We start from the raw sequence: 16,191 nt of genomic DNA, 5'->3' as shown, positions 1-16,191 counted from the left end.
ATCGGGCAAAAACGGTGTTCGGCGGGCAATTTTGAGTTAGATAGCTTGCTCACCTTCCCAATCGGGTTAAGGTTGCTGCCATCCCTCAGACTGGTCAATGACATGAAGCACGAAACCGTCATCAAGCAAGGCACGTCCGTCGCACCGGACGGATTGCCCAAGCCGAGAATCTATTGGGCATGGGCTACCTTGATGGTCGGTTTGACGCTTGCCGTCATCGACGGCACCATTGCCAATGTCGCCTTGCCGACAATCGCCGCCGATTTTGCCGCCGGTCCCGCCGCCTCGATCTGGATCGTCAACGGCTACCAGCTCGCCATCGTCATCAGCCTGTTGCCGCTGGCAGCGCTTGGCGAAATCTACGGCTATCGCCGCATCTATCTGGCGGGCGTTGCACTGTTTACGGTCGCATCGGTGGCTTGCGTCTTCGCGCGCTCGCTCGAAACGCTGACCCTTGCGCGTATCGTGCAGGGATTGGGCGCAGCAGGGCTGATGAGCGTCAACACTGCGCTGTTACGCTATACAGTTCCGCAGGCAAAATTCGGCACGGCCATCGGCCTAAATGCCCTCTTTGTCGCGGTTTCTTCGACCATTGGACCGACGCTTGCAGGTGTCATCCTGTCCTCGCTGACCTGGCCCTGGCTGTTCGTCATCAATATCCCGCTCGGTATCGCAGCGGTTGCGATGGGCATCCGGACCCTGCCGGAAAACGAGCGCTCGGCGCGCAAGTTCGATGTCGTCAGCGCCATCCTCAGCGCTTTGACCATCGGCCTTCTGATCACGACCATCGACAGCGCAGGTAACGAAATCAGTAAAACTGTTGTCGTGCTGCAAGCTGTCGCGTGTCTCGTGGCGGGCATCCTTTTGACACGCCGCTCGCTGCGCACCTCAGATCCTCTCTTGCCACTCGATCTGCTGCGTATTCCCGTATTCACACTCTCGATCTGCACATCGATCATGTCGTTTCTGGCGCAGATGATGGCCTTCATCTCGCTGCCATTCCTGTTTCAGACCGTGTTTGGTTTCAAGCCGATCGAGGTCGGCTTTCTCATGATGCCATGGCCGATTGCGCTGGCATTGGTTGCGCCTTTGTCCGGCAAGCTTTCGGATAAACATTCCCCGGCGATTCTGGGCCTGCTCGGCCTCATCACCTTTGCCGCCGGGCTGGCACTGGTCGGCATGTTGCCCGCCCATCCAACGATTGGCGATATTTGCTGGCGCATGGCCATTTGCGGCATCGGCTTCGGCCTGTTTCAGGCGCCGAATAACCGCATGATGATCACCTCGACACCGCGTGCCCGTTCTGGCGCTGCAAGCGGTATGCTCGGCACCGCCCGCCTGCTCGGCCAGTCGCTGGGTGCAGCCTTCGTGGCTTTCCTGCTGTCGCAATGGGGTGTGGAAGGCACGCCCTATATTCTGTTCATCGCTTCGGGCTTTGCGCTGTTTGCATCGGTAATCAGCTTTTCACGCCTCAGCGCCGGTCGTGTGGGGGCATGATTTCATTCATCCACAGCGATGAAAAATTTTCCATCGAAAGGCTCGTTTTGCCTGTTGCAATCTGCAATGCGTTGGTTCATATACCGCCTGCCTGACGGAAACGACTTCCTTCGGAAACGTTTTCAGGTCGAAACTGGCGCGAGCGGGTGTAGCTCAGGGGTAGAGCACAACCTTGCCAAGGTTGGGGTCGAGGGTTCGAATCCCTTCGCCCGCTCCAGTTTCCAGCAGGCACTATCAAAATCCCGGCTTCGTCCGGGATTTTTGCTTTTTATCCCCCTGCTTGTCCTTGAGACGCATTCCGAACCGGAAGCAAACTTATAGAAAATCGATGTGAGGTCCAAACAGGACTTGGCAGCGGCGCGGTGAACCATTAACACGTTGCAGGTCCCAAACCGGGCAACCCTTTTGCCGCAAGGTTTTCTCCGGGGCAGATCGACGCCCCAACACTGAGCCACGAATGACAGACATGCCGACAGAGCGACCCGATATCGACGCGCAAGCCGCCGTCGCGGGAGCCTATAGGCCTTCCTCACGCAAACGTTCTGGTGGTTTTCTGCGCAGCAACTCGCTTCTCGGGCTGATCGTGCGCCGCATTCTGCTTGGCATCGTGTTGCTCTGGGCGATATCAGTGGTCATTTTTGCAGGCACACAAATCCTGCCCGGCGACGTGGCAACCGCGATGCTCGGCCAGCAGGCGACCCCGCAGGCCGTCGAGAGCATCCGCAAGGAACTGGGCCTCGAGCGACCGGCAATCCAGCGCTATTCCGAATGGCTGGTCAATGCCGTACAAGGCGATCTTGGCCGCAGCTATTCCAACCGGCAGGACATCGCCAAAAGCATTGCGCCGCGCCTGTCGAACACGCTCTATCTTGCTGCCATGTCGGCGCTGTTCGCCATACCGCTGGCGCTGGTGCTCGGTATCATTTCCGTTCTTTATGCCGGTACGGTGATAGACCGGGGCATAGCCGTGGCAACGCTCGCCACCATATCGCTGCCGGAATTTTTCGTGGCCTATATTCTGATCGCCTATCTGGCGATTTCGCTCGGTCTGCTGCCATCGAGCGCGCTCGTCACGTCGTCGATGAGCGGCTGGCAGCGCCTGACGGCTGTGGCCCTGCCCTGCATGACGCTGGTGATTGCCGTCACCGGTCATATGGTGCGGATGACGCGCGCCTCGCTGCTTTCCGTCATGTCGTCGCCCTATATCGAGACTGCACAGCTCAAAGGCCTGCCGCGCTGGCGCATCCTTTTGAAACACGCCTTGCCCAATGCGCTGTCGCCGGTCATCAATGTCATTGCGCTGAACCTCGCTTATCTGGTGGTCGGTGTCGTGGTGGTCGAAGTGATCTTCGTTTATCCCGGCATGGGGCAATATATGGTCGATCACGTCGCCAAGCGTGACGTGCCGGTGGTGCAGGCCTGCGGTCTGATCTTTGCCGCCGTCTATATCGGCCTCAACATCATCGCCGACGTCATTGTGATCCTGACGAATCCACGGTTGAGGCACCCGCGATGAAAAAGCGCAAGCAATCTTCAGCCCTGCTGGCGATCATCGGTTTCGGCGGTATCGCCTTCTTCCTGTTCGTCGCCATTTTCGCAGATTTTCTGGCGCCGCATCCGATTTCGGAAGTGGTGGGCGCTGTCTGGCAAGGTCCCTCACCGCAAGCTCTGCTCGGCACGGACAATATCGGTCGCGATCTTCTGTCCCGCGTTATCTGGGGCACACGGCTGACGCTGTCGATTGCCGCGGCCTCCACCATCGCCGCTTTTGCAATCGGCGTGCCGCTTGGCTTTCTTGCTGCGCTCTCCAGGGGCTGGCCGGACCAGCTTCTGTCGCGCACCAACGATCTGCTCATGGCGATCCCAACGCTGATCTTCGCGCTGGTGGTGCTCGCCGTTTTGCCGAAAAGCGTGTTCGTGCTTATCGCCGTCATGGCCGTGCTGGAAGCGACCCGCGTTTTCCGCGTCAGCCGCGCCATCGCTTCGGATGTGGTGGTGCTGGACTATGTCGAGATCGCCCGTCTGCGTGGCGAGAGCAAAGGCTGGATCATCTTCAACGAAATCCTGCCCAACGCATTGTCGCCGCTGCTGGCCGAATTCGGTCTGCGTTTCGTCTTCGCAATCCTGTTCCTCTCCACCCTGTCTTTCCTCGGGCTTGGCGTGCAACCGCCAGTGGCCGATTGGGGCAGTCTGGTGAAAGACAATAAGGACGGGCTGATGTTCGGCGTCTTCGCCGCGCTTATTCCCGGCGGCACCATTGCCGCCCTGGCGATCAGCGTCAATTTCGTTGTCGATTGGGTTTTGCAGCGCACATCGAGCCTGAAGCGGGGTGCGCAGGACAATGGTTGAGACTGGGGCTGAACCCTTGCTGAAAATCACCGGTCTGGAAATCCGTTCCGATGACGGCATTGTCGTCGACAAGATCGACCTGACCCTTGCCAAAGGTCGTGTTCTTGGCCTTATCGGCGAATCCGGCGCGGGCAAATCGACCATCGGTCTTGCAGCCCTCGGGCATGCACGCGGCGGCTTGCAGATTACCGGCGGCACCGTGACCCTTGATGGCAGCAACATCCTGTCGCTGTCACGCAAGGACATGCAAGCAATGCGCGGTAGCCATGTCGCCTATGTGGCGCAATCGGCAGCCGCTGCCTTCAACCCCGCCCATCGCCTGATCGATCAGGTGATCGAAGCCACTGTCTGGCACGGTCTGATGAAGCGCGCTGAAGCCAGAAAGCGCGCGATAGAACTCTTCACCATGCTCGGCCTGCCTGACCCGGAGCATTTCGGCGAGCGTTATCCGCATCAGGTATCGGGCGGTCAGTTGCAGCGCGCCATGACGGCCATGGCGCTGTGCCCGAAGCCCGATCTCGTGGTATTCGACGAACCGACCACCGCGCTCGACGTGACCACCCAGATCGAAGTGCTGATCGCGATCAAAAAGGCCATCGAAACCACCGGCACGGCAGCGCTTTATATCTCGCACGACCTCGCGGTCGTCGCCCAGATCGCCGACGACATCATGGTGTTGCGTCATGGTCGCATGGTCGAACAGGGGCCTGTTCGCCAGATATTCGACGCGCCGCGCGAAGATTATACGCGCCAGCTTGTTGCCGTGCGCCAGAAGGAAGTGGAAGGCAAACAGCACACCGCTGAGCCGCTCCTGACCGTCAGCAAGATCAGCGCTGCCTATGACCCCGCCAATCCGGTTCTGAGCGACATTTCGCTTGAACTGGAAAAGGGTCGCACACTTGCCATTGTCGGCGAGTCGGGTTCCGGCAAATCGACGCTGGCCCGCGTGGTTTGCGGGCTTCTGCCGCCAACCGCCGGTGAGATTCGCTTTGACGGAGCCCTTCTGTCGCCACGCCTTGAAGGCCGGTCGAAGGAAACGCTGCGCAATATCCAGATGATCAGCCAGTTGCCCGATCTGGCGCTCAATCCCCGTCGCACCATCGCCGATATCGTCGGACGACCGTTGCAGTTTTATTTCGGCATGGGTCGTGCAGACCGGCGCAAGGCCGTGGCCGAACTGATGGATCGCATTGAACTGCCGCAGACCGTGCTGGAGCGCTATCCGGCTGAACTTTCCGGCGGCCAGAAACAGCGCGTTTGCATTGCGCGCGCGCTTGCCGCGCGGCCAAAGCTGCTGCTTTGCGACGAGCCCACTTCGGCGCTCGATCCGCTGGTGGCCGAAGGTATTCTTGATCTCTTGCGCAGGGTGCAAAACGAGACCGGGACATCCTATCTCTTTGTGACGCACGATCTGGCCATCGTGCGCGCCATCGCTGACACCATTGCGGTCATGCATCGCGGGCGGGTGGTGCGCTATGGCCCGAAGGCCAGCGTGCTGACGCCGCCCTTCGACGACTATACGGCCAGACTTCTGGCTTCTGTTCCGCAAATGGAACCCGGCTGGCTCGACGGCATCATTGCCGCACGCGCCAGCACAGCACAGGACAATATCTGAAAGGACAAGACCTCATGACCAACAACGCGCGCACCGGGGCAATCATTCTCGACGGCGGCATGGGCCGCGAACTGGAGCGCGTCGGCGCACCGTTCCGCCAGCCGGAATGGTCGGCGCTTGCCCTGATGGAAGGCCCGCAATTCGTGCGCGAAGTGCATGACGGCTATATTGCCGCTGGCGCCGATGTCATCACCACCAACAGCTATGCGGTCGTGCCGTTCCATATCGGCGAAGAGCGCTTTGCCGCGGATGGTCACAAGCTCGCAGCCCTTTCCGGCACCATTGCCCGCGAAGCCGCCGATGCGTCCGACCGCGATGTGAAGGTTGCCGGTTCGCTGCCGCCGGTCTTCGGCTCTTACCAGCCGGACCTGTTCGATCCGGCCCGTGCGGGCGAATTGCTTGGCGTTCTGGTTGACGGTCTTGCGCCATCGGTCGACCTCTGGCTTGCCGAAACCCAAAGCAGCCTCGCCGAAGTGAAAGCTGCCCATGAGGCCACCCGCAGCACCGGCAAGCCGCTTTGGGTTTCCTATACGCTGCGCGATGATGTTGCGCCGGAAGATATGGGCGAAGCCCAGCTTCGTTCGGGTGAAACCGTTGCCGAAGGTGCGCGCCTGGCCGCAGAAATCGGCGCGGAAGCGCTGCTGTTCAATTGCGCCATGCCGGAAGTCATGGACGCCGCCATTCTGGCTGCGAAAAAAGTTTTCGACGAACTCGGCAAAGATATTCCTGTCGGCGTTTATGCCAATGCCTTCCCGTCGCAGCAGGGCGACGAAGAAGCCAATGCAACCGTTACGGAAGTACGCGCCGATCTCGATCCGGATGCCTATGGCGTCTGGGCGCAGCGCTGGGTGAAGAATGGCGCAGGCATTATCGGCGGTTGCTGCGGCATCGGCACCAACCACATCCACGCATTGTCGAGCAAATATCTCTGCGCGTAAGTTCGCGTCTAGAGCGGTTCCGGTTAAAACGGAATCGTGGAACCGCTCTATTTATTTGTTTTTACGTATTATCCTACGCATCGAAGCGGGATCAAAAATCAGTCCAGTGAACTGATTTTCCCGCGTAGGCGCTACGCACTTTTGCTGGAAATGCTCTAGGTTCAAAAGAAAAAGGCGGCTTTTCAGCCGCCTTTTTTATATCAGGAAAGAATGCGGATCGCCGCCAGCGACAACGCAACGACACCATTTGCAATCGAGCGTTCGTCCGGCTGATAATCGGAATTGTGCAGCTTGTCGTTGCGGCCTTCCTGCGATGCGCCGACGCCCAGCTGGAACGACGGCACCTTCTCGGCCACCAGAGCAAAATCTTCCGAGCCAAGGCTGCCGCCGCGCTTGAAATAAACGTCGCCGTAGTGCTCGCGAATGGCGGCACCCGTTGTCTCGATCAGATAGGGATCGGATACCATTGAGGGCACACCGCGCACATAATTGATTTCGCAGCGCACCCGCATGGACGCTTCAAGCCCGGCACAGATGCGGCGAACCGCAGCCTCGACCACATCGCGTGTCGCGGCATCCTGACAACGGACGGTGCCCATCAGCGTCACCGCATCCGGGATGATGTTATGGGTGTGACCGCCATGGATCGAACCGATTGTCAGTACAGCCGTGTGCATCGGGTCGACCTCGCGCGATACGACCGTCTGCAACTGGTTGATCAGCTGTGCCGTCGCGACAATCGGATCAACGGCCTGATGCGGGCGGGCCGCATGGCCGGAAGCCGCATGAACAGTGATGTCGAACTCGTCCGACGAACCATTGGCCACGCCTTCCACAAAGGTGAAAGTGCCGGTCGGTTCTTCAGGCTGGTTATGAAAGCCGAGCGCGTAGTCGACACCGTCCAGAATACCATCCGCAATCATGGCGCGGGCGCCGCTTTCCAGCGTTTCCTCGGCGGGCTGGAACATCAGCTTCACATTGCCGCTCAGGCGCGGGGCGATTTCCTTGAGCACGCTGCCAATACCGATCAGCATCGCCGTGTGGAGATCGTGACCGCAGGCGTGCATCTTGCCCTGATGGGTGCTGGCAAAAGGCAGGCCGGTCTGCTCCTCAATGGGCAGCGCATCCATGTCGGCACGGATAACCAGCGTCGGCCCCGGACGCCCGCCCTTGATCAACCCCACAACCCCTGTGCGGCCAATGCCGGTCTGATGCTCGATGCCGAGACGATCCAGCTCGCGCGCCACCACACCAGCCGTCCGCTCCACATCGAAGCCGGTTTCGGGATGGGCGTGAATGTCACGGCGGATCTCGATCAGATCCGGCTCCACCTTGTCCGAGAGCTGCTGAACGAGTGAGGATAGGTCATTGAGGCCGTGGCTGGTGGTCTGCGTCGTCATGCTATGTGTCCCGTCAAACGGTGCTATTTATCTGTCAGCGGCTTATCGCGGTTCACCCCCGTCGAACAAGGCAAAACTGCGTGTGTGGGAGCCTTGCCTGAGAACCGGGCGGATGGCACCGCGAGAAACAATATTCCTTCATATGCATTTGCATAAAAAATAATAATGTTGCTCAAAATAACAGCAAAAAGAAATAGCTTGACGGAAATGCTCCGAATTCAGTAATTTCCGGGCTAAATTCTTATTTGGCATTTGGGCCCTTCTCGGAATCTAAAAATTCCGGAGGGGTTTTTGTGTTTGGCTTTTCGCATGTCTCAAAGCAACAAAAAAGACATTCCTGTCGGCGTTCTGTTTTCGCACTCCGGTCCTTATCAAAAACTGGGCTATGAGGGCTATTGCGGAGCTATGGCAGCGATCAAAGCCGTCAATGATCGGGACCTTCCGTTCAATCTCGTTCCGCTGATTGCCGATCCGAGCGGCAATCCCGACCGTTACGCGCCGCTGAGCGAAGAACTGATTTCGCAACAGGGCGTTAAACACATCGTCGGCTGCACCACATCCTGGAGCCGCAAGGAAGTTATTCCCGTCGTCGAAAAGCGCGATGCACTGCTCTGGTATCCCTGCGTTTATGAAGGCTTCGAAGCGAGCGACCGCGTCGTTTATGCGGCAGCCTGCGCCAACCAGCATCTTGTGCCGCTGATCGACTTCATTGTGCCCCGCTTTGGCAATCGCGCCATATTGCTCGGTTCGAACTATATCTGGGGCTGGGAAACCAACCGCCTCGCCCGCGAAATGCTGAATGCAGCTGGCGGCGAAGTTCTCGGTGAGCGCGCCATCGCCATCGGCGACACGGACATCGACCATCTCATCCGGGAAATCGAAAGCAAGAAGCCCGACTTCATCCTCAACAATCTGATCGGTGAATCGTCCTATACGTTCCTGCGCGCCTATGCGGAACTGGGCCGCAGAAACAGCGATTTCCGCACCAATGTCAGGCCCGTTCTGAGCTGCAATCTCTATGAGAGCGAGCTGGAGCATGTCGGCAATGCCGCCGAGGGCAATTACAGCGTAAGCTGCTATTTCCGCACACTGCCGGGCGAAACCAATCGCACCTTTCTGGAAGCCGTCAGAAGTAATGGCTTCGACGGCAGCCTTTCGGCCATATTCGCCCAAGCCTATTCTAGTGTTCTGATGATCGCCGCCGGCATTGAACGGGCAGGCACCGACGATGTCGAAAAAGTGCTTGCCGCAGTCCAGACGCACACCACCAGCACGCCGCTCGGCGATGTGCTGGTCGAACCGCGGACAAACCATATCGCCCTGCCCGCCCATATCGGACGGGCCAGACAAGATTGCAGCTTTGAAATCGTGCATGAAGCCGAGGTCGCCATTCAGCCGGACCCGTTCATGGCGCGAACGCATCTTCAAACATCCGCCAATCCGGGCCAGCAGCCCGGCTTTCTGAGGCTCGTCAAATGACCATGACAGACCCGGCCTTCACCGTCGCCAGTTGGGGCGCATTCGAAAACTGGACCGCGCTGATCGTCCATCGCCGCCACACCAATGTCGATGCAATTGTGCAGCAGTTGCGCCGCATCGGCGTTGACGCCGTGGAATGCTGGCCGGACCTGCCTGAGCACGCCGACATCTCCCGGTTCAACGTCGTCTTCTTCGATGTCGATATGGGATATGACGAGCAGTTTCCGTGGCCGCCACAGCAGGCCCCCGTGCCCACAGTTGCCCTGATCGGCTCGGAAGCGCCGGGCCGGATCGGCTGGGCGCTCAATCAGGGCGCGGATGCACAGCTTTTGAAGCCAATCGGCAATGCGGGCGTCTATAGCGCTCTGGTCATCGCCATGCATAATTTCCAGCGTCGCCACGCGCTGGCAACCGAAATCGGCGAACTGCGCGAAAGCCTTGCCGGGCGCGAAGCCATTGCACAGGCAACCGCGATCCTGATGTTCGCAGACAATATTTCCGCCAGACAAGCCTATCAGAAACTGCGCCTTGCCGCGATGGCGGAGCGCATCAGTGTTGAGGCCTTTGCCCGACGCTTTCTGAACGAAAAGCAGACAGGGAACGATCGTGAGCGCGCTTGACACTCTTCCGGTCGGCCAGAAAAAAGCCGAACGCGGCGTTCTTGGCCGCATCATCCGCCGACCGCTGGCCGCATTCGGCCTTGTGGTCATCGTCGTCACTGTCGCAGCCGCGCTCTTCGCGCCGTGGATCGTTCCCTTCGATCCCAACGAACAGTTCTTCGACGGCCTGACGCTGGAAGGCGCGCCGCTCGCGCCCAACCTGAAATTCTGGTTCGGCACCGATCTCGTCGGACGCGATCTGTTCTCCCGCCTGATCTATGGCGCGCAGACATCGTTGATCATCGGCGTGGTGGCCAATGGTATCGCGGTGCTCATCGGCTCGACTGTCGGCATTTGCGCCGGATATTTCCGTGGCTGGGTGGAAACCGTGCTGATGCGATTTACCGATCTGATGATGGCCTTCCCCGCTTTGCTGCTGGCCATTGTGCTCGCCGCAATCTTCAAGCCGAGCCTCTGGATCGTCGCGATGGTGATCGCCATGGTCAACTGGGTTCAGATTGCGCGCGTGCTCTATACGGAAACCCGGTCTCTCTCGGAACGCGATTTCATCGAGGCCGAGCGCGCAATGGGTGCGGGTGCACCCCGCATCATCCTCAAGCATATCCTGCCGCATCTCTTTTCCACGATGATCGTCTGGGCCACGCTTGGCATCGCCACCACCGTTCTTCTGGAGGCGACGCTGTCCTTCCTTGGCATTGGCGTGCAACCGCCAACAGCCTCCTGGGGCAATATCATCTTCGAAAACCAGACCTATTTCACGAGCGCACCCTGGCTCGTCTTCATTCCGGGCGCGGCAATCCTGTTGCTGGCGCTGGCCTTCAACCTCGTCGGTGATGCCTTGCGCGATGTGCTCGACCCAACCCAGCAGGGACACCACTGATGCTCGCCTATATCGCCCGCCGCCTCATCCAGACTGTGATGATCCTGATCGGCATCAGCTTTGTGACCTTCATCCTGCTTTATCTGGTGCCAGCCGATCCGGCGCGCCAGATTGCCGGGCGCAGCGCGACAGCACAAACGGTCGAGAATATTCGCGAGCAGCTTGGCCTCAACCTGCCATTCTATGAGCAATATCTGCGCTATCTGAAGGGGCTCATTCAGGGAGATCTCGGACGCTCCTATCTTCAGAAAACCGAAGTGGCGTCGCTGATCTGGTCACGCCTGCCCGCAAGCCTTCTGCTGATGGCCGGAGCCATCTTCTCGGAACTCGCCATCGGTCTCACCATGGGCGTCATCGCGGCCACCCGGCGCGGCAGCCGCACCGACAACGCCTTGATGATCTTTTCATTCGTCGGCGTTTCGGCCCCGCAATTCGTCATCGGCATTCTGATGCTCTACGTGTTTGCGGTTAAGCTCGGCTGGTTCCCGATTGGCGGCTACGGAACGTTCATGCATCTCGTTCTGCCCTCCCTGACGCTCGGTCTTCTGGGCGCAGGCTGGTATTCGCGCATGATGCGTTCCTCGCTGCTCGACGTTCTTCGTCAGGATTATATCCGCACCGCCCGCGCCAAGGGGCTGGCACGCTGGAAGATCCTGCTGCGTCACGCCATGCCCAACGCCATCCTGCCAATCATCGCGATGATCGGCATCGACATCGGCCTGTTCATGTCGGGCATTGTCGTCGTTGAAAGCGTGTTTGGCTGGCCCGGCATCGGTCAGCTTGCCTGGCAGGCAATCCAGCGCGTCGATATTCCCATCATCATGGGCGTCACGATCGTCTCGGCTTTCGCCATTGTTCTCGGCAATCTCATCGCCGACCTCATCACTCCACTGATCGATCCGCGCATCAAGCTGCGGTGAAACCAAAAGACTCCAGAGAAAGGGACACCAATGAAAAAGACTTTTCTATCCGGCATATCGGCGCTGGCGCTCGGCCTCGCCATCTCGTTCGGCGCGCAGGCCGCCGACATCAAGCAGGGTGGCTCGATGATCGTCACCTATAAGGATGACGTCTCGACGCTCGATCCTGCCATCGGCTACGACTGGCAGAACTGGTCGATGATCAAGTCGCTGTTCGACGGTCTGATGGACTACGAGCCGGGCACCACCAATCTGCGCAAAGAAATCGCGGAAGATTACACGATCTCCGAAGACGGCAAGACCTTCACCTTCAAACTGCGGAAGGGCGTGAAGTTCCACAACGGTCGCGAACTGAACGCCGATGACGTCAAATATTCCATCGAACGCGTCGTCAATCCAAAGACCCAGAGCCCCGGCGCTGGCTTCTTCGGCTCCATCGTCGGCTTTGAGGATGCATCCGCAGGCAAGGCCGAGGCGCTTTCCGGCATCACCGTGGTTGATCCCTACACCATCAAGTTCGAACTGAGCCGTCCGGACGCAACCTTCCTGCATGTGCTGGCGCTGAATTTCGCCCATATCGTGCCCAAGGAAGAAGTCGAGAAATACGGCGCAGATTTCGGCAAGCATCCGGTCGGTTCCGGCGCTTTCAAGATGACCGAATGGACGCTCGGCCAGCGCATCGTCTTCGAGCGTTTCAAGGATTATTACAATCCGTCGCTGCCGAAGCTCGACCAGATCACCTTCGAGGTCGGCCAAGAACCGGTCGTTGCCCTTCTGCGTTTGCAGAACGGCGAAGTCGACATTCCGGGTGACGGCATTCCGCCTGCAAAGTTCATCGAAGTCACCAAAGATCCGAAGTTCAAGGACCTGATCATTCAGGGCGGTCAGCTGCACACCGGCTACGTCACCATGAACGTCAAGATCAAGCCTTTCGACAATGTGAAGGTGCGTCAGGCCGTCAACATGGCCATCAACAAGGACCGTATCGTCCGCATCATCAACGGTCGCGCCGTTCCGGCCAATCAGCCGCTGCCGCCGTCGATGCCGGGCTATGCCAAGGACTATAAGGGCTATCCTTACGACCCTGAAAAGGCAAAGGCGCTGCTTGCCGAAGCCGGTGTGGCAGATGGTTTCGAAACCGAGTTGTTCGTCGCCAATACCGATCCGCAGCCGCGCATTGCACAGGCCATCCAGCAGGATCTGGCCGCCATTGGCATCAAGGCTTCCATCAAGTCGCTGGCGCAGGCCAATGTCATCGCAGCGGGCGGCGAGCCTGACGGCGCGCCCATGGTCTGGTCCGGCGGCATGGGCTGGATTGCCGACTTCCCCGATCCGTCCAACTTCTACGGCCCGATCCTGGGTTGCAGCGGCGCGGTACAGGGCGGCTGGAACTGGTCGTGGTACTGCAATGCAGAGCTGGACAAGAAGGCGCAGGAAGCTGACGCCATCGTCGACCCGGCCCGCAAGGAAGAACGCGAAGCCATGTGGCGCGATATTTATCTGAAGATCATGGACGACGCGCCATGGGCGCCGATCTTCAACGAGGAGCGCTTCTCGGTACGCTCCGAACGTCTGGGCGGTCCCGACGCGATCTTCGTCGATCCTGTCCACATCCCGGTCAATTACGACGAGGTTTATGCAAAAGATGTGCAATAATTGCCATTACACCATTCATGGTCGGCATCATCATTTCGGCTGGGACAACTCGTTCCAGCCGGCTGAAACGGTTGCGCCCGGCTCGACCCTGAAATTCGAATGTCTGGACAGCGGCGCAGGCCACTATCATCGCGGCAGCACGGTCGCCGATGTGTCAACGATGGACTTTTCCAAGGTCAATCCGGTTACTGGCCCCATTTTCGTTGATGGTGCCAAGCCGGGCGATGTGCTGAAAATCACCATTCACCAGTTTGAGCCTTCAGGTTTCGGCTGGACGGCAAATATTCCGGGCTTCGGTCTTCTCGCCGACGACTTCAAGGAACCGGCGCTGGCCTTGTGGAACTACAATCCCACAACGCTGGAGCCAGCACTTTTCGGAGAGCATGCCCGTGTTCCGCTGAAGCCGTTCGCCGGAACCATCGGCGTCGCACCGGCGGAAAAGGGTCTGCATTCGGTCGTGCCGCCGCGTCGCGTCGGCGGCAATCTCGACATTCGCGATCTTGCAGCCGGAACCACGCTTTATCTGCCGATCGAAGTCGAAGGCGCTTTGTTCTCCATTGGTGATACCCATGCGGCACAGGGCGACGGCGAAGTCTGCGGCACCGCCATCGAAAGCGCTATGAATGTCGCTCTGACGCTGGATCTCATCAAGGATACGCCACTGAAGATGCCACGGTTCACCACGCCGGGGCCAGTGACGCGGCACCTCGATACCAAGGGTTACGAAGTCACCACCGGTATCGGGTCCGATCTGTGGGAAGGCGCGAAAGCCGCCCTCTCCAACATGATCGACCTTCTTTGCCAGACGCAGAACCTCAACCCGGTGGATGCCTATATGCTCTGCTCGGCCTGCGGTGATCTGCGTATCAGCGAAATCGTCGATCAGCCGAACTGGGTCGTATCGTTCTACTTCCCGCGTTCCGTTTTCGAATAAGGCATAAGGGGGCGGCTCCGGTCGCCCTCTTCCATCACTCAGCGAGCACAAATATGAACACGTCTTCTCCGCTTCTGCAGGTAAGAGATCTGGTGACGCAGGTTGCGACACCCGACGGTGCACGCACTGTCGTCGACCGACTTTCCTTTGATCTGCAATCCGGGGAAACCTTGTGTATTGCCGGCGAAAGCGGTTCAGGAAAATCCATGACCGTGCTCTCGCTGATGCAGCTATTGCCCAAGTCTTTGGCGCGCGTCACCGGCGGCACCGCCATGATGAACGGGCGCGATATTCTCAAGCTCAACGAAAACCAGATGCGCAGCGTGCGCGGGCGTCATATCGGGATGATCTTTCAGGAGCCCATGACCTCGCTGAACCCGGTTCTGACTGTTGGGCGACAACTGGCGGAGGCAGTCGCCAATGAAGCTGGCCCGAATGGCGGCCTGTCCGGCGCGGCGCTGAAGCAGCGCTGCAAAGACTTGCTCGATCAGGTGCAAATCTCCGACTCCAGCCGCCGTCTGGTGCAATACCCTTACGAACTCTCCGGCGGCATGCGCCAGCGTGTCATGATCGCCATGGCGCTTGCCCAGAAGCCAGAAATCCTCATCGCCGACGAGCCGACGACCGCGCTCGACGTGACGGTTCAGTCGCAAATCCTTGCACTCATTCGCAAGCTCCAGGCAGAGAACGGCATCTCGGTTATTCTCATCACCCATGATATGGGCGTCGTCGCCGAAATGGCAGACCATGTTCTTGTGATGAACAAGGGCAAGCAAGTGGAGCAAGGCCCGCTTCGCGATGTCTTCCACCACCCTCGTGACGAATATACGCAGCGATTGCTCGCCGCTGTGCCGCGGCTCGGCGAAATGACCGGCACCGATAAGCCCAAACGCGCGCCAGCCGAACCGAAAGCCGAGCCAGCGCCTGCGCCATCGAGCCCCATTCTCGAAGTCGATAATCTGGTTGTCCGCTTCGACATAAAGGGCGGTATCTTGCAGCGCCCTGTTCGGCGCGTTCATGCCGTGGAGGGCGTATCCTTTACCGTCAATCGCGGTGAGACACTGTCACTTGTCGGTGAATCCGGCTGCGGTAAGTCCACGACGGGCAAAGCTCTGCTCAATCTGGTTCCATGGAGCGGCGATATCCGCATCGACGGCAAGAGCACGAAGGGCTTGAGCCGCACAGCCATGCGGCCAGTACTGCGTGACATTCAGATGATCTTTCAGGATCCCTATGCTTCGCTTGATCCGCGCATGCGGGTTGGCGACCTTGTGGGCGAACCGCTGACCATCCATGGTCTGGCATCGGGTAGTGAACTAAAGGACCGTGTCGAATATCTCTTCCGCCGGGTCGGCATGTCTGCGGATCAGATGAAGCGCTATCCGCACGAATTCTCCGGCGGCCAGCGCCAACGTATTTGCATTGCGCGTGCATTGTCGTTGTCTCCGAAGCTGATTGTTGCTGATGAGAGTGTTGCGGCACTGGACGTATCGATACAGGCGCAGGTTCTGGATCTTTTGCAGGACATCCAGAACGAGACGGGCGTGTCGTATCTTTTCATCAGCCACGACATGGCTGTCGTCGAACAGATCAGTCACCGTGTTGCGGTTATGTATGCGGGCCGTTTTGTTGAGACTGGCACGCGTGCTCAGGTGTTTGAGAACCCCCAGCATGGCTATACGCGTCGGCTGATGTCAGCTGTACCTGTTGCGGATCCGGATCGTGAGCGTCGGTTGTTTGTTGCCAATGAGGGCGAGCTTCCAAGTCCGGTGAAGTCGCTTGATTATGTGGCGCCGCATCTTGAGCACGTGGAGCTTGGCGGCGGTCATTTTGTGTGGCGTGAGGCCGGGGCCTGACTACAGGAGAGTGCCCTCCTCTCTCATCTCGAACATTAAACGCCAAA

Annotated in this window: 13 protein-coding genes and 1 tRNA gene; 13 read left to right on the top strand and 1 reads right to left on the bottom strand. The window is 59.0% G+C overall.

The window, feature by feature from the left end:
• The first annotated feature begins 102 nt into the window (after nt 1–102).
• The 6 genes from QBD01_RS24230 to QBD01_RS24205 all read left to right on the top strand — a co-directional run bounded on the left by QBD01_RS24230 (nt 103) and on the right by QBD01_RS24205 (nt 6,399).
• Nucleotides 103–1,497: an MFS transporter gene (locus tag QBD01_RS24230; RefSeq protein ID WP_280994878.1), complete on the top strand. Its 1,395-nt coding sequence runs from the start codon at nt 103–105 to the stop codon at nt 1,495–1,497.
• A 142-nt stretch (nt 1,498–1,639) separates the two neighbouring features.
• Nucleotides 1,640–1,714: transfer RNA gene (locus tag QBD01_RS24225), tRNA-Gly, on the top strand.
• 249 nt (nt 1,715–1,963) lie between these two features.
• Nucleotides 1,964–3,013: an ABC transporter permease gene (locus QBD01_RS24220; protein WP_392391473.1), complete on the top strand. Its 1,050-nt coding sequence runs from the start codon at nt 1,964–1,966 to the stop codon at nt 3,011–3,013.
• Nucleotides 3,010–3,846 (top strand): ABC transporter permease, encoded by an 837-nt coding sequence (locus QBD01_RS24215; RefSeq protein ID WP_280994876.1) that lies wholly within the window; start codon nt 3,010–3,012, stop codon nt 3,844–3,846. Before QBD01_RS24220 ends, QBD01_RS24215 begins: the two co-directional genes overlap by 4 nt.
• Nucleotides 3,839–5,461: an ABC transporter ATP-binding protein gene (locus QBD01_RS24210; protein ID WP_280994875.1), complete on the top strand. Its 1,623-nt coding sequence runs from the start codon at nt 3,839–3,841 to the stop codon at nt 5,459–5,461. The genes QBD01_RS24215 and QBD01_RS24210 overlap by 8 nt, the downstream gene beginning before the upstream one ends.
• A 14-nt stretch (nt 5,462–5,475) precedes the next feature.
• Nucleotides 5,476–6,399, top strand: a complete 924-nt coding sequence (locus tag QBD01_RS24205; RefSeq protein ID WP_280994874.1) for a homocysteine S-methyltransferase family protein — start codon at nt 5,476–5,478, stop codon at nt 6,397–6,399.
• Between the two features lie 200 nt (nt 6,400–6,599).
• Here the strand turns inward: QBD01_RS24205 and QBD01_RS24200 are convergent, their stop codons facing one another.
• Nucleotides 6,600–7,799 (bottom strand): M20 family metallopeptidase, encoded by a 1,200-nt coding sequence (locus tag QBD01_RS24200; RefSeq protein ID WP_280994873.1) that lies wholly within the window; start codon nt 7,797–7,799, stop codon nt 6,600–6,602.
• A gap of 309 nt (nt 7,800–8,108) precedes the next feature.
• On the opposite strand from QBD01_RS24200, the gene QBD01_RS24195 reads away from it, so the two are divergent.
• Genes QBD01_RS24195 through QBD01_RS24165 form a run of 7 tightly spaced genes read left to right on the top strand, consistent with a single transcriptional unit; the run spans nt 8,109 to nt 16,144 of the window.
• Nucleotides 8,109–9,278, top strand: a complete 1,170-nt coding sequence (locus QBD01_RS24195; protein ID WP_280994872.1) for a transporter substrate-binding domain-containing protein — start codon at nt 8,109–8,111, stop codon at nt 9,276–9,278.
• Between the two features lie 2 nt (nt 9,279–9,280).
• Nucleotides 9,281–9,898 (top strand): ANTAR domain-containing response regulator, encoded by a 618-nt coding sequence (locus tag QBD01_RS24190; protein ID WP_078339954.1) that lies wholly within the window; start codon nt 9,281–9,283, stop codon nt 9,896–9,898.
• A 49-nt stretch (nt 9,899–9,947) separates the two neighbouring features.
• Nucleotides 9,948–10,778: an ABC transporter permease gene (locus QBD01_RS24185; protein ID WP_371830809.1), complete on the top strand. Its 831-nt coding sequence runs from the start codon at nt 9,948–9,950 to the stop codon at nt 10,776–10,778.
• Nucleotides 10,778–11,698 carry an ABC transporter permease gene (locus QBD01_RS24180; RefSeq protein ID WP_280994871.1) on the top strand — a complete coding sequence of 307 codons (921 nt, stop codon included), beginning with the start codon at nt 10,778–10,780 and terminating at the stop codon, nt 11,696–11,698. Before QBD01_RS24185 ends, QBD01_RS24180 begins: the two co-directional genes overlap by 1 nt.
• 30 nt (nt 11,699–11,728) lie before the next feature.
• A complete protein-coding gene (locus QBD01_RS24175) occupies nt 11,729–13,354 on the top strand; it encodes an ABC transporter substrate-binding protein (RefSeq protein ID WP_280994870.1) in 1,626 nt (541 codons plus the stop codon).
• A complete protein-coding gene (locus tag QBD01_RS24170) occupies nt 13,344–14,288 on the top strand; it encodes an acetamidase/formamidase family protein (RefSeq protein WP_112592762.1) in 945 nt (314 codons plus the stop codon). Before QBD01_RS24175 ends, QBD01_RS24170 begins: the two co-directional genes overlap by 11 nt.
• Before the next feature lie 53 nt (nt 14,289–14,341).
• Entirely contained in the window at nt 14,342–16,144 is a 1,803-nt protein-coding gene (locus QBD01_RS24165) for an ABC transporter ATP-binding protein (RefSeq protein ID WP_280994869.1), read from the top strand.
• The last annotated feature ends 47 nt before the right edge of the window (nt 16,145–16,191 follow it).

The sequence above is a fragment of the Ochrobactrum sp. 19YEA23 genome (assembly GCF_029909865.1).
In the GTDB taxonomy this organism is placed as follows: Bacteria; Pseudomonadota; Alphaproteobacteria; order Rhizobiales; family Rhizobiaceae; genus Brucella; species Brucella gambitense.
This window is presented reverse-complemented; position numbering and strand designations above follow the sequence as displayed.